The following is a 22,660-nucleotide window of genomic DNA, read 5'->3' as shown; positions in this document are numbered from 1 at the left end:
TTGTCTGGAGAAACGCCAATGACACAGTTTGACCTGGTCCCGCTGAATCCGACCTTCGGCGTGGAAGTGACGGGCCTGAACCTGACGACCGTGAGCGCGGGGTCGCTTTTTCCCGAACTCCGGGCGCTTTTCGAAGAGCACTCGGCACTGCTGTTCCGCGGTCAGGACCTGACACCCGAAAAGCATCTCGAGCTTGCGCAGCTGTTCGGTCCGGTCGAGGACCGCGAAGCCGATGCGCGCAAACCGGGCGAGGCTTTCAAGATCCCTGAGGTTTCAAACGTGTTGGAAGACGGGTCGACCAGTGGGGAAATGGATCTCAAGACCCTGAATTTGAAGTCGAACTTTCTCTGGCACGCGGACAGCACGTTCATGCCGGTTCCATCGCTGGTGAATATCCTCGTCGGCCGCATTGTCACCACGACTGGCGGTGCGACGGAACTGGCCTCGACCCGCGCCGCTTGGGCGGAAATGCCGGCCGATCTGAAGGCGCGTGTCCAGGGGCGGGGCATCTGGCATCGCTTCAGTCATTCGCGCAAAAAGATTTCCGAGGAGCTGGCAAAGCTGCCGATGTTCAACAAATGGCCGGATACGCATTGGAACGCGGTGTGGAAAAATCCCGTGAACAGGCGCGAAGCGCTCTATATTGCCAGCCATTCCTTCCTGATCGACGGCTATGACGAGGCCGAAAGCGCCGTCCTGCTGGACGAGCTGACGGCGTTCTGCACCCAGCCTCGCTACGTCTATGCGCATCACTGGTCAGCGGGAGATGTGTTGCTGTGGGATCAGCGTGCAGTCCTGCACCGAGGGACGCCCTGGCCCTACGAGCAGCCGCGCAAGCTGTCCAGCATCTGTTCCAGCGTCAAGCCAAGCGACGGGTTGCCGAGTTTGCGCATCACAACCGAACCCGCCTGAAGGAGAGCAGCATGCAGAGCTTGTTGCTCTTGGTCGATGCGGCGCTGGTCGCAAGCCTTGGGGTCTGGATGGCGGTCGCGGTGGCCGATAACTGGCGTCGGCCAAAGCTGAATGAGGACTCGGTGGCAATGGTCGTCCGTTTCGACCTTATGGCGCAGGAATATCCCGAAGACTATGCCCTGCTTGCGGATCGCAGAATCGACGACCCGCGTCTGATACATATCATGTTCCACGCAATCCGGCTGGCCGAAACAGTCGCCGCGATTGCGCTGCTGGTGTCGGCGGGCTTGTTGGTCCTGGCCGCGGTCGGTGCAGTGGACGCTGGACTGGCAACCGGAATCGCGATTGTGTCGGCGACTGTGTTCACGCTGATCTGGGGCAGCTTCGTGACCGGCGGTAACTATTTCGCCTATTGGTATTGCCATCAATGGGCGCAATCCAACCACTTCATGCTGATGTATTGGGGCTTTTTTGTTCTGCTCGTCCTGATGCAGTGACGCGCGGACCCCCAGACCGCCAAATGAAAAACGGGGCCGCGCTGGCGGCCCTGTCTGCTCTCTCAACTCGTCAGCGCGGTCAGGCTTCCCAGTACAGCACGCGCGGGTCGATGACCTGGGCGACATGGATCTCACCGCCCCGCAGCCCGGTCTTTTGCGCGTTGTAGAGCGAGCGCCAGTATGGCTGGATGATGATGCCTTCGTCTTGCATGATCTGCTGAGCACGCAACATCAGTGCGCGGCGTTCCTCGACGCCGGGCGTGGTCAGCGCCTCGGCGATGATCGCATCCATTTCTTCGTTGTGGATACCCGTCTCGTTCCACACCCCGCCCGAAACATAAGCAACCGCAAAGGTCTGTACCGCCAGCGGCCGATGGTTCCAGATCGTCGTCGAGAACGGGTAGCTGCTCCAGTTGTTCCAGAAGGTCGATGACGGGATAACCGTCCTGCTCACCGGAATTCCGGCATCGCGCAACTGTGCCGCGCACGCATTCGCACTGTCGTTCATAAAGCCGACGTCCAGAGAGATCAGCTCGTGCTCGAAATCAGCCATGCCGGCTTCTTCCAGCAGCGCCCGCGCGGCTGCGGGATCTCGAACGGGTGCGGGCATCGGCGTGTATTCGGGATGGGCGGGCGCAACATGGGTGTTCACCGCAGCGACCCCCTGCCCCGCCATGCCCAATTCGAGGATGATACCGTTGTCCACCGCCATCGCCAGCGCGCGCCGAACCCGCGCGTCGGCATAGGGGCGGATGCCGTTCACCTCGGCCAACTGGTTGGGGCGAATGACGATCGTCCCCGCAGTTGCAACCGTCTCGACCCGCCAGCCTGCAAACGCGCCGAACACGTCGACAAAGTCGCTTTCCAACGCATAGACATAATCGATTTCATCGGATTCCGCAGCGGCAACCCAGGTGACCGGTTCCTCGCCCAGGTCGATGAACTCGATCCGGTCAAGCCAGGCGCCGTTGCCCTCGTTCCACCAGGTGTGATCGGTGTTGCGCACCAGTTCGCCCCGTACGCCGACATCGTAGACCGACGGCAGGTAAGGACCGGTTCCTATCGGATCTTCAAGCATGGTCGCGGCGTCGAAACTGGGATGCACGATCGCGGCCTGATAGTCAGACAAATTGGCGATCAGCGCGATATCCGGTGCCGAGAGGTTAAGCACTACGGTCAGGTCATCGACAACCTCGACGGCGCCGTCACGCACCTGACCATCAGCGGACAGCGCACTCAGGCGTGGCGCCAGCGAATTGCCTTCGATCGAACTGTCGCACATGCGGCGGATGTTGAAGGCCACATCCTGCGCGGTGAAGGGGTCACCGTTGTTCCAGGTTACGCCGGGACGCACCCGAAGGGTGTATTGCGAGGCGTCGTCGGTGACATCCCACCCTTCAAGAAGCATTGGCGTGAACGTGCCGTCGCTGTTGTAGAACACAAGGTATTCCAGCCAGCCGCGCGCGAAATTCGCCAGCATATTGAAATCAAAGGTCAGCGGATCCCGCATGCCGCGCAGAACCCCCTGCACACGGGCCGTCCCGCCCATCTGGGGCGTGGCCTGAGCGCGCGCAGGCGCTGCGAGTCCAAGCATCCCGTAAGCCGTGGCGGCGGTCGCGCCGAAAACGCTGGCCGTTGCCAGGAATTCACGGCGGCTCATGGCATCGCCTGATCGCTTCGCTGCGATGGCAGAGGCGCGAACGTGTTCGGGCAGTTCATCTTTGGTATGATAGGTCATGGGCGCGAAAACCCTCCCTGGCTTGAGCGCAGTGCGATTGCGCTCGGTGTCAAATGCAAGCATTCGCTCCCGCTGGTGGGAACAGCTTGGCCCTTTGAGACTGTGCCAGAGTCATTCACAGTATGGGTCAAATCGGCCGTGTTTGGAACCGAAAAGCAGGGCGTCTTTGGCGCAGCGATGGCGCGGGGCGGTGCGCGTCTATTCTCTGGGCACGCGTGCTGCCCTGGCGCTCATCGGAGAAAGTTCAGGGTATGACGCGCCACAACTTCTGCGGCCTCTTCGCCCAGATCATGCCCCATCCCGTCGATTTCCACGAGTCGCGCGCCACGGACACGGGCGGCGATATCGCGGCCGTGCTCAATTGGGACAAGAGCGTCCTGCGTGCCGTGAACGACAAGGAGCGGGATACGAATCCCCTCGATCCGCTTCAGCGCCGATTCTGACGCAACCATGGCGCGGTATTGCCGTGCCGCACCTTCCGGGCAATAGCATCGGTCCCATAGTCGCCCGATCAGGGCCGCACGCTGGCCCTCGTCGAAGGGCCAGCGCGGGCTTTGCCACAAGCGGTCGACCGCCAAACCATGGGCGATCACATCCTGACGGCGCGCACTCGGCGGTTCAGACCGCAGGGCCACAAGAACCTCGGGGCTGGCCTGCGGCAGGTGAGCGGCGCGGCTGGATGACATGACCACCGTCGCGCTCAAGATCCGGTCGGGATACCGCAGGGACAGGATCAGCGTGATTGAGCCGCCCATCGACATGCCCAGCACATGCGCCTGGCTCAGACCGAGGGCATCCATCAGGCCGATGGTATCCTGCGCCATGTCCACCAGAGTATAGTCCGTCGGATCGTCGCATTTCTGCGACAGGCCCGCATCGCGGTTGTCGAACGCGACCACCTGAAACCCAGCCGCCACGAATTTCGCGATCATCGGCGCCGGCCATTGGATCAGCTGCGAGCCCAACCCGCGGATCAGGATCAGGGCCGGTGCGTCGGACGTTCCGTGCCGCTCGACCTCGAAGGTGATCCCATTCGCCTTTACTTGCGACACGGTGGTTGCGCCTTACCTGAGGCTGGGCACTCTCGCCTGCCGGCTCACACGCGATATCCGGGCATTTCGGCATCCAGCCGACGGCGAATTGCGTGCCATTCCAGTTCGCCCTCATAGCCGTACCACTCGCTCGCGTCCATGTCGGCCAGGTGGCGGCGCTGCTCTGCCTCGGGGATCGTGCGGATCGTCACGCCAGCCATTGCCGCCTTCTGAACCTCAAGTTGGACCGCGCAAGCCTGATCCAGGTAGAACGAGCGAAAGAACGCCTCACCTGCCGAGCGGCCGAACACGAAAGCCCCGTGCCAGGCCTCGACAATCATCTTCTTGCCCATTCCAGCGCGAAGCAGGCCCGAAAGGAAATCATCGGTGCATTCAAACTCGTAATCGGTATAGCCGATCACATCACCACCACCGATCATGAGATAGGCTTGGCTGTAAGGGCCAACGCCTTCGGCCTGCGCGCTCACCCCCATGATTGCCTTGGTGTGAATGTGCATGATGCAGTTGATGTCAGGGTTGGCCTGAAAGAACAGCTTGCCGATTTCGGTGGCCGACGGGTTGGGTTCCCCGTTCTGAGGTGTCAGGTTGGTCCGGTCGAAACCGACCTTGATCAGGTTCGACGCTGTCACCTCTTCATGCATCCACCCGTAGTGGTGTGTCAGCAGGGCATCCTCACCAGGGACCCGCATGGCGTGCCACTGGTTGGTCAGATCGGTCAGCCGATACTTCACCAAGGCCGCGTAGATCGCGGCCAGTTCCTGCCGCGCCTCCCACTCTGCATCGCTGCAATTCGCCGGACGACCGGTCAGGGGGTTGGGGGTCAGAACGGTCATGGGCGGGGCTCCTCAGGGCTGAATTCCCCGACATATTGCGACCGGGTGTTCAGGAATGATATTCACTGAATTACCAAAACTGTTCATGAAACGACCAGATGCCGCACACCTGCTTTATTCTACACCCGCGGTTCCAGATGCTGGCCTATGTGCTGGCAAGCGAAACGCTGCGCATCGCGAACCGCCGTGCTGGTCGGCATCTTTTTACCTGGGAGACCCGATCCGCCGTGTCAGGGCCCGTCGCGGCCTCGAACGGCCGCGAGGTCCTGCCGGACGTTTCCGGCTGGGCCGACACCGTCGATGCGGACCTGGTGGTGGTAATGGCAGGCTACGAACCGCTGGCCGTCCGCCCTCAGGGCCTGCGCAGCTATCTCTCCCGCGCGGCGCGCCGCGGCGCGATTCTGGGCGGGGTCGATACAGGCGCGCTTCTTCTCGCATCGCTCGGGCTACTGCCCGAAGGGACCCGTGTGGTTCTTCACCGCGATGCCCACGCCGAACTGCGCGCCGCGTTCCCAGAGATCGCGGTCGATGACGGTATCTACGCGCTGGACGGGCGGATTCTGTCGGCGGCGGGCGGAACGGCAACGGGCGACGCAATGCTGGCCTGGATCTCGGGGCAAGTGTCGCCCGCTTTCGCCGAGGCGGTGGCCGAGGATATGGCGCATGGGTCAATCCGGCCCTCTGCCGATCCGCAAAGCGTAAGAGGTAATGACGATCCGGTTTTGCGGGCAATGCGCCACTTGATGCTGGCCCACCTCGATCATCCGCTCGGCATCGGCGCTATCGCGGACAGCCTTGGCCTCAGCGGCAAAGCCCTGCGCGGTCGCTGCCTTCGCCTGACAGGTCAAACACCGTCAGCCCTGTATTTGCGGACCAGACTGTCGCACGCGCGCGACCTTCTGCACTCGACGGCCCTGACGGTAACCGAGATCGCATTTGCCACGGGCTTTGGCACGCATGCCAGCTTCAGTCGGTCCTTTCGAGCTGCATACGGCGAGACACCGAGTTCAGTTCGCAAAGAGGCCTTTGGGGCCGTCGGTCCCGCGCTATTACCGGCGAGCAGACCCCCGCTTGCCTAAACGACCGCGTCAAACCAAATGTTCCGCACGCTCGTCGCCATCGATTGCGATTCCATCGCGGACGCGTTCAGGCGCAGAATTTAGTTGGCCATAAGCCCCGATCAAAAGCCATGCACACAACGGGCGGGCGGCGACCGGTCCTGGCTTCGCAGAAGCCGAAGCTCGCCCACCGTGCCATTGGTTGGTTCCTCCCTAGGGTCAGGATTCCTAACCAGTAGATGACGACCGCTGCGAGGGCGATGGTGGAGAGGAACACCATGGGACAGCGATCGTAGCGTGTCGCCACCCGCCGCCAGTCCTTGAGCCTGCCGAACATGATTTCGCATCGCTGCCCGGCAGGGTATTGCGCAGCAATGTCCCGAGAGGGGCGTTGCGCCGCTTGTATCGGCGCTTGTCGTATGTGACCGGGGTCTTGCGTTGCTTTCCGCCGGGGATGCAGGCGCGTATCCCTTTGTCTTTCAACGCGTCTCTGAACCAGTCGGCGTCGTAGCCGCGATCCCCGAGCAGCCAGTCGACCTTTGGTAGGGTGCCGAGCAGCGCCCGCGTGCCGATGTAATCGCTAACCGGCCCTGCGGTGACGAACAGGTTGAGCGGCCGACCCTTGCTGTCGCAGATGGCGTGCAACTTGGTGTTCATGCCGCCTTTGGTGCGACCTATCAGACGGCCACGCCCCCCCCTTTTTCGCGGCCATGCTGGTCGCTGTGCGGTGCGCCTTCAGATACTTGCGCAGGCTCACTCGAACGCATGGCGTTCGCTTGCTCACGTCGATCATCACGGTCTTCTGCTCGCCGTGTTCGGCCGCCAACCCAGCCATCATCCTGGCGGAGATGCCTTTCTCACCCCAACGCTTCCACCGGCTGCACAGCGTCTTGCGAGGTCCGTAGGCTTCGGGCGCGTCGCGCCAGCGCAAGCCATTGCGATTGAGGAGGATAATCCCGCTCAAGACGCGTCTGTCATCGACCCGAGGCTTGCCGTGGGACTTGGGGAAGAAAGGGGCAAGCTTAGCCATCTGCTCGCTGGTCAGCCAGTACAGGTCGCTCATATCACCGCTCCGTTTTCCAAGCCGTGAATCACGCAGCGCGTTGAAAATCAATGCATCCTGACCCTAGCACGTGGGAAACGGCACACTCGTGCGTCTTGGCTGAGCATAGACTCTCTGCTTCACCTACGGGCGGACGTTCGACGCGCTTTGCGTCACTGCCCGCATACTGGCCACTGTCTGAGAGAGTTTTCCGACCTTTGCTGATTATGCGAGACAGCGGCGCGCACTTCTTCGGCGTCGACATGCCCGAGGCCAACGACTTGACCTTCGGAATCATGGCCCTCGTCGGCGAAGCCGCGCGCGACGCTATCTCGCAGCGAACCGAATACGCGTTGGCACTGCCTTCAAGGCCAAGAGGATATCAGTCGCTCAATTCGGTCTGTGAAAGGCAGAGTGCTAGTGCCCGAGGGTTAAAGCGGGTGTCATAGAGACCGACGCGCGGAAAGTATCCGCGATCGTGATCTTCGAGCATGTCAAGCATCAGGGTCGCGCCCTTTGGCAATGCGCCCAACGCGTCCATCACGCGGGCGGCCTGGGCAGTGCCATCAGAACGCAACCTTGCAGGGTTGGGGTCGGTGAGCGTCAGATATACCATCAAAGCGCTTGGAAGGTCAGGCAAGTCGGCCAGCGCCCGTGCAGGTTCGACCTCCGGTCCAATATACAAGGTCAGCCCATCGGCCAGCAGAGCGGCCTCGGCCATCAGCGCATGTTCATGGGGATGGAACCCGTGGCCGATGGCATGAGAGAAGCTTACTGCCTCGGCCGGCAGGTCCGACGATGTCCACATGCGCGCGGCGAAGAGCGGCAACTCTGGCATGGCGGCGCGCCAGCTGCGCAGCAGGCCAGAAAGACGTTCGGGCCGACCGATTACCTCAAGCGAGGCGAACACGCCTTCGGCTTGCCTGAGCGTGCTGACCACCGACTCCGAGGGTGCATCGATCGTGAACAGCCGAAAGCGATGCCCCAATGCCGCAAAATCACGCATCCGTTCTCGCGTGAGGGGATCTAGCCAATCGTCGATCGGCACGCGCAGGTTGCGCAGACCTGCTTCCTGCAGTGCCACGAGCAGGTAGTCGTTGTGCACATATTTACGGCGGAATTCGTCCACCACGCCGGAATAGGGAATCGCCACCGTTTGCGCCCAGCCTTGCCGTAGATCAACACCGATCGGCCGCTCGAACAGCGGCTGTCGATAGGCACGATGCGGCTCGGGCTCGAATTCCAGCCGGGGGTCGCCCAACTCTGCGCCATCAGAGCGTCGAAAGCGCAGCCGGTACCCGTGCTCGAAAACCTCGCACAGGTAATAGCCAAGTTTCTGTGCGTCGTTGCGACCGAATTCATGCTCTGGCAACTGCGGTGCCTTGAACAGGTAGCTGTAGTCGGGCCGCAAGGCCGAGAGCGTGGGGACAACATGCTGGAACGGGCCACCCGCCGCCAGGCGCGTATGGAAGATGGTATGCACATGCGCGGCAAAAACCGCCTCGACCTTGTGATCGAGCAACAGGCGGCGCAACCGCTCGCGCGCCGGGTTGGCGAGGTTGTCGTAGTGCTCGGGTTCCTCGAGGTCCGTCAGGAACAGCGGGTAATGCGTGGCAAAGAACACGCGTTTTCCCGCCGAAGCACTCAGCGTCTCGTCCAGCCATTGCCATTGCGCCTCGTCCTCGGGCAGGCCTGAGCCAAGCAACGGGTTGCAATGCAGAACGAAGCGGCAGTCCTGATGGTCAACGATCTGCCAGAGCGGCCCGAATGTCTCTTGCCAGGTTGCCAGCGCCTCGGAGGTCACGGTGTGGGCGGGCATCCAGTCGCCGGGCTTGTCGCCGATATCGTGGTTCCCGGGCAAACAATGGAGCGGTACCTTCAACCCTCCGAAGATCGCATGAAACTGCGCCGCCGCATCGGAAAACCCGGCCTGCGCCGGAATCGGATGCACGAGATCGCCCAGATGCAGAACGAAATCCGGCTTGTCCCCGTTGAGTGCTGCCACTGCCCAACGCGCGCGGGCGTTGGCCGCGGCGTTGGTGCGCCACGGTGAACCGCTTTCACCGTCGCGCGGGTTCAGGTGGGTGTCGGCGATGATGGCGAAAGTGAAGAGCGGCTCGGTCATATCGATGCGACCGCCGCGGGCAGAGCGACAATGGTGCGCCCAGTGGCTTGGTTGTCGAGCATGCGCTGCATGGCGGGCAGAATTTCGTCAAGAGTGATGGTTGTGGCCCAATCGTCCAGCCCGACGGGCATCAAGTCGCCTGCCATGCGCGCCCAGATACGCCGCCGCGTCTCCATGCTGTTGTCGGCGTTGATACCGCTCAGCGTGACACCGCGCAGAATGAAAGGCAAAACCGTGGTCTCCAACTCGACCCCGGCGGCATTGCCCATGTTGGCGATGACACCGTCCTTGTCGCAGGCTGCCAGCATCTTTGCCAGCACCGGCCCGCCTGCCGCATCAATCCCACCGCACCAGCGCGCGCGCGACAGCGGCTTGTCGTCCAGATCGCCCGGCGCACAGACATCCGTCGCACCCAAGGCGGTGAGCCATGTCTCGGCCCCGGGCTTTGAACTGATCGCAGTGACCTTGAAGCCGAGACCGGCCAGCATCGCAACGCTGAAGGCCCCAACACCGCCGGTCGCGCCGCTCACGGCGACCGGCAGCTCGCCGGGTTTGACTCCCAGCGCCTGCAGCCGGTCCACGGCAAGAGCGGCGGAATAGCCCGCGACGCCGAGCGTCGCGGCGGCCTTCGGCGACAGCGGTGCGGCCAGCGGCAGCAGCCAGTCCCCCGGAACGCGTAGAAGCTCGGCCAGCCCACCGTCGTGGCTGACGCCGATCCCGCGCCCATGGCAGACCACGCGATCGCCCGGCGCATAGCGCGGATCCTCCGACGCTTCGACCACGCCTGCCGCGTCGATGCCGCCGTTGCAGGGATAGCGGCGCACAATGGGCGCGCCCGCCAGCCCTGCCAGCGCGTCCTTGTAATTGATGCCCGCGTAATGCACCCGGATCAGCACCGAGCCGGGGTCCAGCGCGTCAAGTGGCATGTCGACCACGGCGCCGCGTCCCAGCTTGCCTTCAGCCTCGATACGGAAAGCTTTCATGCGTCTGTCTCTTCGGTTCTGGTATCGCGGCGTTCATTCCAGTGGCGCCAGCCCGACCAAAGCAGGAACAGCGCAGAAGCCACAAAGAAGAACAGCGCGATCGGTTTACTGAAGAACACCACCGGATCCCCGCGCGAGATCAACAGGCCTTGCCGCAGGCTTTGTTCAATCATCGGACCCAGGACAAAGCCGATCACCACCGGGGCAAGCGGGAACCTGAGCAGACGCATGCCAAACCCGACGAGCCCCGCCAAAAGCATCACCATCAGATCAAAGCCGTTGTTGTTGACCGAGAAGGTGCCAATCGCCAACAACACCAGGATCAGCCCCATCAAGACCGGCTCGGGCGCGCGGATCGCGCGGGCAAAGAGCACGCACATGATCGCCCCCAGACCCAGAAGCAACAGGTTCACGATCAGCAGGGCCAGGAAGATGAACGCCATCAGGTCGCCGTTCTCGACAAACAGGCGCGGCCCCGGGGTGATGCCCTGGATGATGAGCGCGCCCAGCATGACCGCCGTAATCGGATCGCCCGGAATGCCCAGCGCCAAGGTTGGCACCAGCGCGCCGCCGGTGACCGCGTTGTTGGCGGTTTCCGAGGCGATGACGCCGTCTGGCTCGCCCTTGCCGAAATTCGCGCGGTTGGGCGACGAGCGGCGCGCTTCGGCATAGCTGACCATGGACGAGGCCGTCGCGCCAACGCCCGGCAGGGTCCCGATCAAGGTTCCGATCGTTGCCGACTTTCCGAACACGCGCCAGCGGCTCAGCATGTCGCGCAGCGGCGGCAAACGAAAGCCGGTCTTGCCAATCGGGCGATCATCCGGGTGGACATCCTCGCCCACGCGCCAGAACACCTCGGACAACGCAAAGAGGCCAACAAGGAAGGGCACCAACGCGATCCCCGCCATCAGGTTGAAGTTTCCGAAATGCAGCCGAACGTCACCGGTCAGCGGGTCTTGCCCGATGGTTGCGGCCAGAAGGCCCAGCAAACAGGCCAGAAGCCCCTTCGCCAGGTCGTCGCGCGACACGCTGACAACGCAGGTCAGCGCAAAGATGCCCAGGGCGAAATACTCGACCGGCCCGAATTCCAGCCCCAGCCGCGCCAGCATGGGGGCGGCAACGATCAGCACAGCGACCGAAAACACGCCGCCCACAGTCGAGGCCACGGTGGCCCAGCCCAAGGCAACGTCGCCCTTGCCCTGGCGCATCATCGGATAGCCGTCGAGCACGGTTGCAGCGGCCTGCGGGGTGCCGGGAGTGTTGATCAGGATGGCCGAAAGCGAGCCGCCATAGACCGAACCCGCATATAGCCCCAGAAGCAGTGCGATTGATGGCTCGGGGCCCATGACGAAGGTCAGCGGCAGCGCCAGCGTAATCGCCAGCACGGAGCCAAGCCCGGGCATGGCGCCAATCAGGATACCCGCAGCGGTGCCACCCAAGAGGATCAGCAGAATGAGCGGATCAGCCAGTGCTCCGAGCGCGTGCAGAAAGGCGTCCATTACATCCCCCCCAGCGCACGCAGAAGGTCATCCATGCCAAAGCCGGGCGGGCGGATCGAAAAGCCCTCGGCAAAGACATACCAAAGAAGCGGTGCGGTGATCAGCGTCACCGCGGCGATGACCAAAGGGTTGCGATAGCCCAACGACAGAAAGGCGAGCGGCAGCAACACCAGTGTCGCAGGGATGAAGCCAATCGGATCGAACGCCCAGAAATAGGCGGCCGCCAGCACAGCGATGGCCAGGACCTTGCGCCAGGCAACCGCGGGCCATGTGGTTCCGGCGCGCGACACAAGTCCGCGCACCAGCAGGTAAGCCCCGCCCAGAGCGAAAAGCGCCAGCAGAAAGCGCGGGACCGTCATCGGATTGCGCGCCAGCGCAACCCCGTCGAATTGTCCCGGCATCACCTGGGAATACAAAAGGGCGGAGAGGCCGAGAACGGCCACTCCCCCAATGATGCTTTCATGGTCTCTCTGCACGGCACCCATCGCTCAGTTCAGAACGCGCTCAAGGATCGCGCCGTTGGTTTCCGAACCCTGCATCACCGCTTCGTGGACAGCTTCCGAGCTCAGGAAGCGCGGGAACGAGCCCAGATTGCCAAGGATTTCGGTGAACTCGGGGCTTTCGGCGGTCTGCTGGCAGGCGTCTTCCAGTGTGGCGCGTACGTCCTCGGGCATGTTGGCCGGGCCGAACAATCCGCCCCACCAGCTTGCCGTTGTGGTGAAGCCTTCCTCGATTGAGGTCGGAACGTCCGGCGCGGCGGCGACGCGTTCATCAGCAAAGATCGCCACTGCGTTCAACTCGTAGCGCGGCACGTTCGAAAAGATCGCCATATACATGTCGATATGGCCGCCCATCAGCGCCGTGACGCCGGGTCCGTCGCCCTGGAACGGCACATGCGAGATCTCGACACCGACTTCATCAAGGAACTGCTCCATCGCGAGATGCGGCAGCGAGCCGGGGCCGGGCGAGCCATAAGTCAGTTGGCCGGGATTGGCGCGCGCGTAGTCAACGACCTCGGCGAGGCTCGAAAACGGCGAGTCAGGGGCCAGCGCCAGGGCCTGCGGCGAGTGAAAAAGCCCGCAGATATAGGTGAAATCTTCCAGCCCGTAGGGCGTCTCGCGCATGTGCGGCTGGTTGATGAGCGGCGCGGCCGGGATCACGCCGATCGTGTAGCCATCCGCACGCGCACGGGCGATCTGCGCGGTTCCCACGGTGCCTGCGCCGCCGCCGACATTGGTGACCGCGATGTCAGTCCCAAGGATTCCCGACATCACCTCGGCCGCGGCGCGGCCCATCGTATCGGTTGATCCGCCGGCCGGGAACGGCACGATAGCGGTGACGGCGCGTTCGGGATATTCGGCCCAAGCCGCTCCGGCCACCAGTGAAAGCCCGAGAGCCAGCGCGGTGGCGGTCTTGGTGGTTGTCTTGAAGAATGGCATGTATTCCTCCCTGAAATTGATGCCGGATCAGTGTGTGGACTTCGCTCCTTCCGCCACGCGGGTGACGCAGTCACCTGCGATGACGCCTCCACCCGGCTCCATGACGAAAACCGGGTTTATCTCTATTTCCTGCAGGATGCCGTCAGGTTCCGCGATGCGGCGCGACAGGCCCGCGATGGCGCGGGCCAGCGCGTCGATGTCGTGCGGCTCCTTCCCCCGGATCCCTCTGAGGATGCGCGCAATGCGGGTCTCGTTGATCATCTCGCGGGCCTCGGCCTCGGTCACCGGGGCCAGCCGCAGGGCGACATCCTCGAAGACCTCGGCGAAGATGCCGCCACCGCCGACCATGATGATCGGCCCGAACGACGGATCGACGCGCGCCCCGAGGATCATCTCGACGCCGCCAGAGATCATGCGCTGCACCAAAGCTCCCTCGAAGGGCAGGTCCAACGGGCCAGGGATCGCGCGCAGTGCGTCAAAGGCCTCGGCCACGGCGGCGGCGTCGATCAGGTTTACCTTGACCCCGCCAAGGTCGGACTTGTGATCCAACTGGCCCGAGAGCAACTTGGCCACCACCGGATAGCCGATCTCGCCGGCGGCCGTGACCGCCTCGTCGCGGCTTTGCGCGACGGATTCGGCCGGGGCCGAGACGCCCGTGCCAGTCAGCCAGCGCTTCGAGTCAACCTCGTTGAGCAGTCGGGCGGGTTGCGCGGAGGGCCTCGGGCCCGGGGCCGCCAGAGCGCGCGATTGCCGCGCGGTCCAGATCGCCGCCAGCCCGCGTATCGCGCGGGCCGGTGTGGCGTAGACGGGCACGCCGACCTCCTCAAGCCGGGCATAGGCCTCGGCGTTGCGGTCGCGCGGAGCGTTCCAGGAGATCACGATCGGCAGGTCCGTGGCGGCATGGATGGCCGAAACAGCCTCGGCGATCGAGGCCCCGGCCCTGCCCGACGCGCCCGCGAAGGTCAGCGCCAACATGTCGACGCCCGGATCGGCGGCGACAAGTTCCAGCGTGCGCGCCAGCGCGGCAGGATCCATCACGGCATTGGCCGTGACGTCCAGCGGATTGGCGAAACTTGCAAATTTGGGCAGCACCGCACGCAGGGCCGTGACCGTCTCGGGCGTGAACTGACCCAGCTCAAGCCCCAAGGCTTCGGCGCGGTCGGCCATGGCCACCCCGGCCCCGCCCGACACCGTGACAACACCGACGCGCGGTCCCTTGGCGGCACGTCCCGTGGTCAGCGCGCGCACGCAGTCGGCCATCTCACCGATGTCGTCGACATCCACGATGCCGTATTGCCGGAATGCGGCGCGATAGAGCGTGTCGTCGCCCGCAAGCGAGGCGGTATGCGAGGCGGCGGCCTTGGCACCGGCCTTTGAGCGCCCGACCTTCCACAGGACCAGCGGCTTGCCCAGTTCCTGCGCGCGAACCGCGACCTCAGGCAGGCGGCCGGCATCGCGCAGTCCCTCGATATACCCGGCGATGACCGTCGTTTCGGGGTCTTCAAGCATCGCCTCGGCCATGTCGAGCGCCGTTGTTCCGACCTCGTTCCCGGTCGAGATATAGCCGCTCACACCGACCTTCTCGCTCGACAGGCCCATCAGCAACGAGTTGCCGAAAGCCCCCGATTGCGACACGACACCTACAGAGCCTTTGACGTAGTCCAGCTTGTAGGGCGGCCCAAAGCCGATATGGATACCCTCGGCTATGTTCATCAGCCCCTGACAGTTGGGGCCGATCACCCGCAGCCCGGTCTCGCGCACGGCGGCGGCCAGATCGTCCTGCAGGGCCGTCCCCTCAGGGCCCGCCTCGGCAAAGCCAGACGCGTAGATGATGGCGTTGGGAATACCAAGGTGCCCAGCCTGACGCAGGACTGCGGCCGTGGCCGGAGCCGGCACCGCGATAGCCACCAGATCCGCCTGTCCGGGCAGCGCCTCCAGGCTCGGATAGGTCTTTAGCCCCATCAGCGTATCGAGCCGCGGATTCACCGGATAGATCGCGCCGTCATAGCCCTTTTCGAGCAAGTTTTCGACCACGTCACGCCCAACCGAACCGGGCTTGTCCGACGCGCCCACAATGGCGATGGCGCGCGGATGGAAAAGGGTATCAATGGCCCGCGCATCGCGCCTGTCGTCCGGCATTTTGCTTGCTGGCGTGGTCATGCAGCACCTGCCGCGCGCAACCGCTGTGTCTGCTTGGTGATATTCAACTGATGGATCTGGCTGGTCCCCTCGTACAGGCGGAACAGCCGCACGTCGCGATAGTAGCGTTCGATCGACGAGTGGTTCGCGACAAAGCCAGCGCCGCCAAAGACCTGCACGGCACGGTCGGCCACGCGCCCGCACATCTCAGAGGCAAAGTACTTGCAGATCGAGGCTTGCAGCGCGATGTCCTCGCCCCGGTCACGGGCGCGCGCCGTTTCCTGAACCAGGGCGCGGGCTGCGTGGATCTCGGTCTGGCAATCGGCCAAGAGCGCGGCAACCAGCTGAAAGTCGACGATCGGCTTGCCGAACTGGCGGCGCGTCTCGGCATGCTCGAAGGCCATATCGAACATCCGCATCGCCGGACCCGTACACAGCGCAGCCAGGTGGATGCGCTGCTTGTTGAGCACGCGCATCGTGGTGCGGAACCCCTGCCCCTCTTGCCCGCCGATCAAGTTGGCGGCAGGCACCCGACAGTCTTCCAGAATAACCTCGCCAACCGGGGATCCGGCCTGTCCCATCATCGTGTAGGGATCGCTGGTGCGCAGACCCTTCATGCCGCGTTCGACGATAAAGGCGCTGAGCCCACGGGCGCCGGGTGTGTCGGGATCGGTGCGCGCGATCACGGTGAACAGATCCGCGATCGGCGCGTTGGTGATATAGCACTTCAGCCCATTGAGGACATAGTCGCTGCCGTCCTTGCGCGCGCTTGTGGTGACGGCGGTCGCCTCGGACCCGGCCTCGGGCTCGGTCAGGGCAAAGCATCCGGTCGCCCGTCCGCTTGCGAGTTCCGGCAAAAAGCGGCGCTTTTGCTCTTCGGTGCCATCCGCAACCAACGCCTCGGACCCGATTCCGGTGTTGGTGCCGACGCGCGCCCGGAAGGCCACGGCGCATTGCGACAGCTCGAAGGCCATCATGACCAATTCCTCGGTCGTGAGGCCAAGACCGCCATATTCCTGCGGGATCGACCATCCAAAATAGCCACGGGCGGCCATGTCCGACACGATATCCGCGGGGACTTCGTTCAAGTCGGCAACGCGATCCTCATTGGGATGAGCCACCGCGCGCACCCATGCGCGCACGTCAGCAATGAGGGTCGACAAGGCATCGGCATCACGTATCACTGCGTATGTTCCTGCAAGCGGGCGAGGGTTGGATCGCCAGTTTCAAAAAGTGCCGCTGCGCGCGCAGCAAGCGTTTCCCCCATGACGCGCATATCCGTCGCCGAGGTTCTGAATTTCGGCATCATGATGCTGATGACGCCCAAGGGCCGCTGGTTCGCGTCACAAACCGCAATCGCCACCGAGACCGCGCCTTCGACACGCTCGCTGTCTGATATGGCATAACCGCGTGAGCGGATCCTTTTCAGCTCGTCGAGCAAGGCAGGCTTGTCCAATTCGAACCGCGTCAGTTGCACAGGCTGCAACGTCGCCAGAAACTCCTCGGCGACCTCGGCATCCAGGCTGGCCATATGCGCCTTGCCTGCCGCACCAAGGTAAACGGGTTGGCGCGCACCGGTTTCGAGCACGTACCGGATTGGCTGCGTGCTTGGCAGCACTTCGACGACGACCTGCTCAAAACCATGGGGCACAAACCAACTGACGGTTTCGCCGAAGGTTTTGTTGAGGTCCTGCATCACCGGGCGGATGAACCGGGCGAGAAGCTGATCGTTCAAGAGCGGCCGGAAAAAGCGCATCATGCCGGTCGACAGGCGCCAATGTCCTGTCTCTGGATCGTTCTCGACCAGCGAGGCGGCGGACAATTTCGCCAGCGCGCGCTCGACTTGCGGCACGTCGACGGACAGACAGGCCGCAAGATCCGATCCGGACATCTCATGGCTGGGCGACGCCGCGATCAGGTCGATGATCTCGATGCCGCGCGTCAGGCCGATCTCCCGGCCGCCGCCCTGGATGGCGGAATACCGCTTCTGCGCATCGCGCACGACATGGCCGCTTTTCTCCAACGTCTTCAAAAATCGAAAGGCGTTGGACGTGTTGATCCCAGCCTGTGTTGCAACGTCTGACAAGCTCAACGGCGCCGGGGCATCCGCGACGATCCGCAGCAGGGAAAAAGCGCGATCGACGGTTTTCAAACTGTACGATTGATCTGACATTTTTTCACATATTGAAAATTTCCTATTTTCAAAAAAAGCACGCCACCGAGCCCCGTGTCAATCAAATTTCCGCTTGCTGCACCGTCCCTGAAACGTTGCTTTAGGCATCTTCGTTTTGGCCCAGTCCCCGAGAGGACTTGGCGATGCTTTCGACCCGGCGATTGAGGCTGAGAACGACAGCGCAAGATTATTTCATGGTTGCGTCGGGATAGATCCACCCGACCAACACGATGGGGCGAATTTTACTTTGCCAGTCGAAGGGCCGCTTTGGGCCAGAACTGTCATCAAGACCGCGTCCCAAATCATCTGACGACGGACAGCATCGATCGCGTCAAGGGGGCCAACCAACCACTCGAAGGCGCGACCGCGGCATGTTTGTTGAACAGCTCGCTTGGATCAGGAACCGGCACAGGCGTACAGCGATTGGCGGCAAGTGGACCCATCTGCGCTGCGCGTCAGCGGTGTCTTTTGCCTTTTCGGCGAGGCTTCGCAGGCCGATTGACACCCTGACTGCGATCTCAACGAGCTTGGCACCTGACGGGTTGATCCTAGGTGACGACTGCTGGACCAATCGTGACTCTAAGCACTTCGGGGTATTTCGCGCGGTGCAGCACATCTGCAGGATTGAGCCGTTCGAGATCATTCGGATCGATCATGACGGTCAGTGCGCCCTAATCAGGGGGAGAAGGTAGCGATCGCGAACGTGCCGCAGCGCGCCTGCTGCAAGTTTCCGTGTCAAGCTCTGCAAGGATTTCGTGGCGCGCTACGATGTGCGTTGACAACAATGCTTGCAGAAAAGCGGAACAGGTAGGAACAGCCGGTCAGAGATAGTTTGCGTAAGGAATTACAGAGGTTTGCCACTAGTCCGCGAAGCTTGAACCCCGACCGGCAAACTTGCAGAAACTCCTCGGCAAACCCATTTTTCGCTGCTCGCTGCACTCGGCCCACAACGCCCTCCAAGAGAACGAGCCGCCCGAGCACTCTGCAAGTTGAATGGCCTCTCTGCGGACACCTGTCTTTGCCACACCGCCATCATCCCGATCCGCGTCAGCCTCATCAACCGCTTCAATGCCATTAGAACCGCCGAGATCGTTCTCGTGGCCTGAGCCCAATGGGGAAAGGGGATGTCACGCTTCCCGCCTCAGTTACGCAACAATGCCTTCCAGATGGCACCGCACCCGGCGCGCTTGCCACGCCCGAAACCGACGATTATCGACCCAAAGACCCGCGTTTCAACTGATGGATGACCCGGGGCGCAGGCAAGGCGCCTTGAATCCATTGTCGATCCTGTTGTCACCCGCGCTTCAGCACAGAAGTAATGGCCGCGAGCAGATCGGGACGACGGAACGGCTTCGACACGTGCGCGGCGAAACCCGCGGTCAGGTATTCCTGGACCTGGTGGGCCATCGCATTGGCGGTAACCGCAACGGCAGGAACGCAAAGTCCGGCGCCACCCGTCGCGCGGATCGCCGCCAGGGCATCGATTCCGTCCATTACCGGCATGGAGATATCTAACAGCAGCAGATCGGCGGGAATATCGGCCTCTACCATCCGTCGCCATTCTTTCACAGCCTCGACGCCGTCGGTCACCATCACGACCATCGCGCCGCTGGCCTTGAGCATCTCGCTCAGCACTATCCGGTTGGTGATGGAATCATCAGCAACGAGAAGCCTGAACCCCACCAACGAGTTCGACGTGATCGCGTCAGCCACGCGGACATGCGCTGCCGGCGCTTCCTCGGCCAGCGGCAGCGGGAGAGAAATCTCCACACGCGTTCCGGCGTCGGGCTTGCTTGAGATCGCGATCTGGCCGCCCATGAGGCTGATCAGACTACGCACGATGGTCATGCCCAGCCCGGTGCCACCGAAGCGCCGCATGGTGCCGCTCTCGGCCTGCTCAAAATTCTCGAAGACGCGGCCGACCTGCTCAGGTGTCATGCCGATCCCGGTGTCCAGGACCTCGATCGTCAGCGGCGTATCGTCCGAGCCAGAAATTGACAGCGCCACCGAGCCGCGTTCTGTGAATTTGACGGCATTGCTGAGCAGGTTGTTCAATATCTGCTGGATGCGGAACGGATCACCCAGACGGGCACGTTCTGCCCCCGGGCTGGTCGAGACCTCCAGGAGCAAACCCTTTTCCTGCGCGCGCAGGCTGTGCATCGGTTCAATCTGGCGGGCAATATCCGCGGGGACAAAGGCAATGGCCTCGACAGTCATCTTGCCTGCCTCGATCTTCGACATGTCGAGGATCTCGTTGAGCACGTTCAGCAAGAGCTCGCCCGACTGACGGATGGTGCCGATCATGCTTTTCTCGGGCGGCGTCGTGATCCTCTCGTCCAGCAGCTCGGCCATGCCGAGGACGCCGTTCAGCGGGGTGCGGATCTCATGGCTCATGTTGGCCAGAAAGGTCGATTTCGACCGGTTTGCCGCCTGCGCCTGCTCAAGGGCCTGCTCCAGCCGCACCGCTTTGGCGAGGTCGTCGGTTATGTCGGCAAAGGACATGATGAAACGGGCCGGAGCATCCGCCGCCGGTGCAGTGCTGTGCGGCGCCACATTCACCGACAAGGTGCATCGGGATCCGTCCGCCCGGATGATCCCGATGCGTATGCCACGCACGGTTTCACCCTTGGTCAGGGCACGGCGCAGCGGATACGAGGAGACCGGCATCGGCGAGCCGTCAGGCTCGGTCAGTTCCCAGGAAATGGCATCAGCCCCCTCAAGATCGCGGTGGTCGACGCCCAGAATGCGCCCGGCTTCGGCATTTGCGTAGGTGATCAGCCCGTCGCGGTCGGTCACCACGATGGCCGACATCGAGGCATCCATCACCCCGTTCAGAAACGTTCGGCTGGCGGCGACTTCGTCTTCCAGTTGCTTGCGCCGCGTCACGTCGATGTGAATGCCGACCAACCGTCGGAACCGGCCGTCCGGAAAGCGTTCGGTGACCGAAGCGCGCGACAGGATCCAGGCCCAGCTTCCGTCCTTGCGCCGCATGCGCACGTAATGTTCGCGCATCTTCTCGATGCCATCCGCGGGCGGCGCCAAATCTCTTTCCTCGGTGGCGATGATCCGGGCCAGATCGTCGGGATGCGCCAGTTCCGTGAACGCGCTTGTCAGGGTTTGGCTAAGTTCATCGGGCGCGTACCCCAGCATCTGCGCATAGCGCCCGCCGGTGCGCTCGATGCCATCGTCGACGCTCCAGTCCCAGGTGCCGACATCGGTGCTTTCGATGATCTGGTTCAGCGTTTGGCGCGCCTCTGCCAGGTCCCGGTTGGCTGCGTCCAGCGCGTCCAGATGCCGGTGACGTTCCGTGGTTTCGATGCGCACCGTGATGCAACCGCCATCGGCGGTGCGCAGATCCAGTCGCCGTATCCAGCGTCCGTCGGCAAGGCGCACTTCGCCCACGTTACCCTTGATGAAAAGCGCGTGCTGTTCCGCCAGCCACGCTTGTTCGCGACCGCTGGCATTGGGATAGACGTTCCTCTCCACGCCTATGGCCAGCACGTGACCGAAGGCGACGCCGGGCACCAGCACATCGGCCAGAAGCGGATACATGCGCCGGTAAGCGGAATTGGCCATCACCAGCCGGTTGCGATCATCCCACACCAGCACCCCGTCGGGCAGCGCTTCTATGGCATTGGCCAGCTGCGCCCGGGCCCGCTCGGCCTCGTTCAGAAGGTGCTCGGCGTGAGCCGGGTGATCCGTCCGCGCCGGGATGTCGGTGTCGAGCACGGCAAAGCCCGATACCGCGCCGTTGTCACCCTGTAGCGGTACAAGTCTGACTTCGACCGGGTGCCGCTCTCCGGTTGCGTCACGGCTGAGTGTCTCGCACTGACAGGCCTCTCCGCGGGCCATGGCGGCAGTGATCGTCGCGATCTCTTCGGCCTGCGCGTCCCAGACAAGACGCACCAACTCCCGACCCCGTGCTTTTCCGAGCGACCAGCCGGTCCGCTCCTCCCATGCGCGGTTAGCCCAGGTGATGCGAAGCGCCGCATCAACAATGACGACCCTGCCGGCCATCGCTTCCACAATCTGGCGAAGATGCCGAGGAAGCGGGGAGTGTTGCGTGTCGCTGGTCATATGTCGCCTGTGAGAACCGCCTGTTGGTTTCTACCCCGACGTGTGCCGGTTTTTTTGTCGGGATGACATACATATGATTAATGCTGAGCGGGCCATCGCCGGGTCGAGGCATTGCTGGCTTACTTTTTTTCGCGAGTGCCGGATCAGCTGCTGGCCTTGAAGCGGACGCATTCGTTGCCGGTTTCCAGAACGAGGCAGCGCTGCGAGGCCGCTTCACGGTCAGTGGACACATTGGTATTGTACGCACTAATCGCAGGCGAAGAACGGGATCATCTCCTGCCAAGCCCGGCGCCGGCCCGGGGCGATGGACCGATATCTACCAGCGCATTTTACCTGGAACGCATCGAGCCGCCCAGCGGGCTGTTCGGCAGCGAGAGACCTGTAGATCGGGTGCAGATCAACAGGCACGAACTTGCAGTCCTTCCAAGCGTAGAATCTCGCATTATGACGAACAAGATGGACGGTACCGGTCCGGACAGCGGCACGAGGAAACGCCGCAGTGATTGTCTCGGGTAAGCCCTTGAGGCAATCAACTGGCATTCCCGTAAAGACCATCTCACCGTCGCTCTACCGCCGTCGTCTGCTGACAGATCGACGGCTACTCTTCATCCGTCCACAGCCACCTCGTCCGCCGCGCAACGCGTGCACCTTCGTGTCCACTAACCTTGCTGGACACTAACCGGCACCATCCCGCGGCAGCGCGGTCACACCGGACGCTTACTCCGATACCGATCGGTTAGGTAATTTCGCGGCAACTGGTTCTGGTGCCCTGTGATCCACGCGTCCTCGCACGCGGTTGCCTGTCGCTGCCCGCGTATGCGTAAGGGTGCAGTTTTCTGGTTTGGTGTTGATGTATGGGTGTGAATGCAAAAAGCGCCCCAGGGGGCGCTTTGCAAACATTTGATATATTTTTTTTGGTTGCGGGGGTAGGATTTGAACCTACGACCTTCAGGTTATGAGCCTGACGAGCTACCGGGCTGCTCCACCCCGCGCCAAGGTGTGTCCGCTCGTTGTCATCGTATATTAGAATGAGGTTTATCTGTTTCTTATCAGGTTTGGCGGTGACCTACTCTCCCACGACTTAGGTCGCAGT

The 22,660-nt window shown here is 62.8% G+C and carries 16 protein-coding genes, 1 tRNA gene and 1 pseudogene; 3 read left to right on the top strand and 15 right to left on the bottom strand.

Annotated elements, in window-relative coordinates; all coding sequences use genetic code 11:
• Both JI664_RS07695 and JI664_RS07690 read left to right on the top strand, forming a co-directional pair.
• The gene (locus JI664_RS07695; protein ID WP_286173945.1) at positions 1-912 is read left to right on the top strand and encodes a TauD/TfdA dioxygenase family protein; all 912 of its coding nucleotides are present in this window, start codon (positions 1-3) and stop codon (positions 910-912) included.
• An 11-nt stretch (positions 913-923) separates the two neighbouring features.
• A complete protein-coding gene (locus JI664_RS07690; RefSeq protein WP_207013157.1) occupies positions 924-1,409 on the top strand; it encodes a DUF2165 family protein in 486 nt (161 codons plus the stop codon).
• A gap of 79 nt (positions 1,410-1,488) precedes the next feature.
• Here the strand turns inward: JI664_RS07690 and JI664_RS07685 are convergent, their stop codons facing one another.
• The 3 genes from JI664_RS07685 to JI664_RS07675 form a co-directional block, all read right to left on the bottom strand.
• Positions 1,489-3,147 carry an ABC transporter substrate-binding protein gene (locus tag JI664_RS07685; RefSeq protein ID WP_207013156.1) on the bottom strand — a complete coding sequence of 553 codons (1,659 nt, stop codon included), beginning with the start codon at positions 3,145-3,147 and terminating at the stop codon, positions 1,489-1,491.
• Positions 3,148-3,377: 230 nt separating this feature from the next.
• Entirely contained in the window at positions 3,378-4,199 is an 822-nt protein-coding gene (locus JI664_RS07680) for an alpha/beta fold hydrolase (RefSeq protein WP_207013155.1), read from the bottom strand.
• Positions 4,200-4,243: 44 nt separating this feature from the next.
• Positions 4,244-5,032: a class II aldolase/adducin family protein gene (locus JI664_RS07675; protein ID WP_207013154.1), complete on the bottom strand. Its 789-nt coding sequence runs from the start codon at positions 5,030-5,032 to the stop codon at positions 4,244-4,246.
• Positions 5,033-5,169: 137 nt separating this feature from the next.
• Here JI664_RS07675 and JI664_RS07670 point away from each other — a divergent pair, with 137 nt between their 5' ends.
• Complete coding sequence (locus tag JI664_RS07670; protein ID WP_286173944.1) at positions 5,170-6,111, top strand: GlxA family transcriptional regulator; 942 nt, start codon at positions 5,170-5,172, stop codon at positions 6,109-6,111.
• A 208-nt stretch (positions 6,112-6,319) separates the two neighbouring features.
• Here the strand turns inward: JI664_RS07670 and JI664_RS07665 are convergent.
• The 12 genes and pseudogenes from JI664_RS07665 to JI664_RS07610 form a co-directional block, all read right to left on the bottom strand.
• Positions 6,320-7,153, bottom strand: a pseudogene (locus tag JI664_RS07665) (IS5 family transposase); the annotation flags it as partial.
• A 361-nt stretch (positions 7,154-7,514) separates the two neighbouring features.
• On the bottom strand, positions 7,515-9,257 hold the full coding sequence (locus JI664_RS07660; protein ID WP_207013152.1) for a metallophosphoesterase family protein: 1,743 nt from the start codon (positions 9,255-9,257) through the stop codon (positions 7,515-7,517).
• Positions 9,254-10,240 carry an acryloyl-CoA reductase gene (locus JI664_RS07655; protein WP_207013151.1) on the bottom strand — a complete coding sequence of 329 codons (987 nt, stop codon included), beginning with the start codon at positions 10,238-10,240 and terminating at the stop codon, positions 9,254-9,256. The genes JI664_RS07660 and JI664_RS07655 overlap by 4 nt, the downstream gene beginning before the upstream one ends.
• Entirely contained in the window at positions 10,237-11,739 is a 1,503-nt protein-coding gene (locus tag JI664_RS07650) for a tripartite tricarboxylate transporter permease (RefSeq protein WP_207013150.1), read from the bottom strand. Before JI664_RS07650 ends, JI664_RS07655 begins: the two co-directional genes overlap by 4 nt.
• A complete protein-coding gene (locus JI664_RS07645; protein WP_286173942.1) occupies positions 11,739-12,224 on the bottom strand; it encodes a tripartite tricarboxylate transporter TctB family protein in 486 nt (161 codons plus the stop codon). Before JI664_RS07645 ends, JI664_RS07650 begins: the two co-directional genes overlap by 1 nt.
• Positions 12,225-12,227: 3 nt before the next feature.
• Positions 12,228-13,178, bottom strand: a complete 951-nt coding sequence (locus tag JI664_RS07640) for a tripartite tricarboxylate transporter substrate binding protein (RefSeq protein ID WP_207013148.1) — start codon at positions 13,176-13,178, stop codon at positions 12,228-12,230.
• Between the two features lie 27 nt (positions 13,179-13,205).
• Complete coding sequence (locus tag JI664_RS07635) at positions 13,206-15,317, bottom strand: acetate--CoA ligase family protein (RefSeq protein ID WP_207013147.1); 2,112 nt, start codon at positions 15,315-15,317, stop codon at positions 13,206-13,208.
• Positions 15,318-15,334: 17 nt separating this feature from the next.
• Entirely contained in the window at positions 15,335-16,501 is a 1,167-nt protein-coding gene (locus tag JI664_RS07630; protein ID WP_207013146.1) for an acyl-CoA dehydrogenase family protein, read from the bottom strand.
• Positions 16,498-17,490, bottom strand: a complete 993-nt coding sequence (locus JI664_RS07625) for an IclR family transcriptional regulator (RefSeq protein WP_207013145.1) — start codon at positions 17,488-17,490, stop codon at positions 16,498-16,500. The genes JI664_RS07630 and JI664_RS07625 overlap by 4 nt, the downstream gene beginning before the upstream one ends.
• A 1,293-nt stretch (positions 17,491-18,783) precedes the next feature.
• Positions 18,784-21,567, bottom strand: coding sequence for a PAS domain-containing hybrid sensor histidine kinase/response regulator (locus JI664_RS07620; RefSeq protein ID WP_207013144.1), 2,784 nt, complete (start codon positions 21,565-21,567; stop codon positions 18,784-18,786).
• A gap of 246 nt (positions 21,568-21,813) precedes the next feature.
• A complete protein-coding gene (locus JI664_RS24230; RefSeq protein ID WP_414707729.1) occupies positions 21,814-22,107 on the bottom strand; it encodes a transposase in 294 nt (97 codons plus the stop codon).
• 375 nt (positions 22,108-22,482) lie between these two features.
• Positions 22,483-22,559 (bottom strand) — tRNA-Met (locus tag JI664_RS07610).
• Between the last annotated feature and the right edge of the window lie 101 nt (positions 22,560-22,660).

It is taken from the genome of Rhodobacter sp. NTK016B, from assembly GCF_017303295.1.
GTDB lineage: Bacteria > Pseudomonadota > Alphaproteobacteria > Rhodobacterales > Rhodobacteraceae > Pararhodobacter.
The sequence above is the reverse complement of the archived record's forward strand: the minus strand, read 5'-3'. Positions and strand labels throughout refer to the sequence as shown.

Bases quoted from the DNA above. Each gene is read 5' to 3' on its own strand.
- JI664_RS07690 (WP_207013157.1), top strand. From the start codon at position 924: ATGCAGAGCTTGTTGCTCTTGGTCGATGCGGCGCTGGTCGCAAGCCTT.
- JI664_RS07685 (WP_207013156.1), bottom strand. From the start codon at position 3,147: ATGACCTATCATACCAAAGATGAACTGCCCGAACACGTTCGCGCCTCT.
- JI664_RS07675 (WP_207013154.1), bottom strand. From the start codon at position 5,032: ATGACCGTTCTGACCCCCAACCCCCTGACCGGTCGTCCGGCGAATTGC.
- JI664_RS07670 (WP_286173944.1), top strand. From the start codon at position 5,170: ATGCTGGCCTATGTGCTGGCAAGCGAAACGCTGCGCATCGCGAACCGC.
- JI664_RS07660 (WP_207013152.1), bottom strand. From the start codon at position 9,257: ATGACCGAGCCGCTCTTCACTTTCGCCATCATCGCCGACACCCACCTG.
- JI664_RS07655 (WP_207013151.1), bottom strand. From the start codon at position 10,240: ATGAAAGCTTTCCGTATCGAGGCTGAAGGCAAGCTGGGACGCGGCGCC.
- JI664_RS07650 (WP_207013150.1), bottom strand. From the start codon at position 11,739: ATGGACGCCTTTCTGCACGCGCTCGGAGCACTGGCTGATCCGCTCATT.
- JI664_RS07645 (WP_286173942.1), bottom strand. From the start codon at position 12,224: ATGGGTGCCGTGCAGAGAGACCATGAAAGCATCATTGGGGGAGTGGCC.
- JI664_RS07640 (WP_207013148.1), bottom strand. From the start codon at position 13,178: ATGCCATTCTTCAAGACAACCACCAAGACCGCCACCGCGCTGGCTCTC.
- JI664_RS07635 (WP_207013147.1), bottom strand. From the start codon at position 15,317: ATGCCGGACGACAGGCGCGATGCGCGGGCCATTGATACCCTTTTCCAT.
- JI664_RS07625 (WP_207013145.1), bottom strand. From the start codon at position 17,490: ATGTCAGATCAATCGTACAGTTTGAAAACCGTCGATCGCGCTTTTTCC.
- JI664_RS07620 (WP_207013144.1), bottom strand. From the start codon at position 21,567: ATGACCAGCGACACGCAACACTCCCCGCTTCCTCGGCATCTTCGCCAG.
- JI664_RS24230 (WP_414707729.1), bottom strand. From the start codon at position 22,107: ATGCCAGTTGATTGCCTCAAGGGCTTACCCGAGACAATCACTGCGGCG.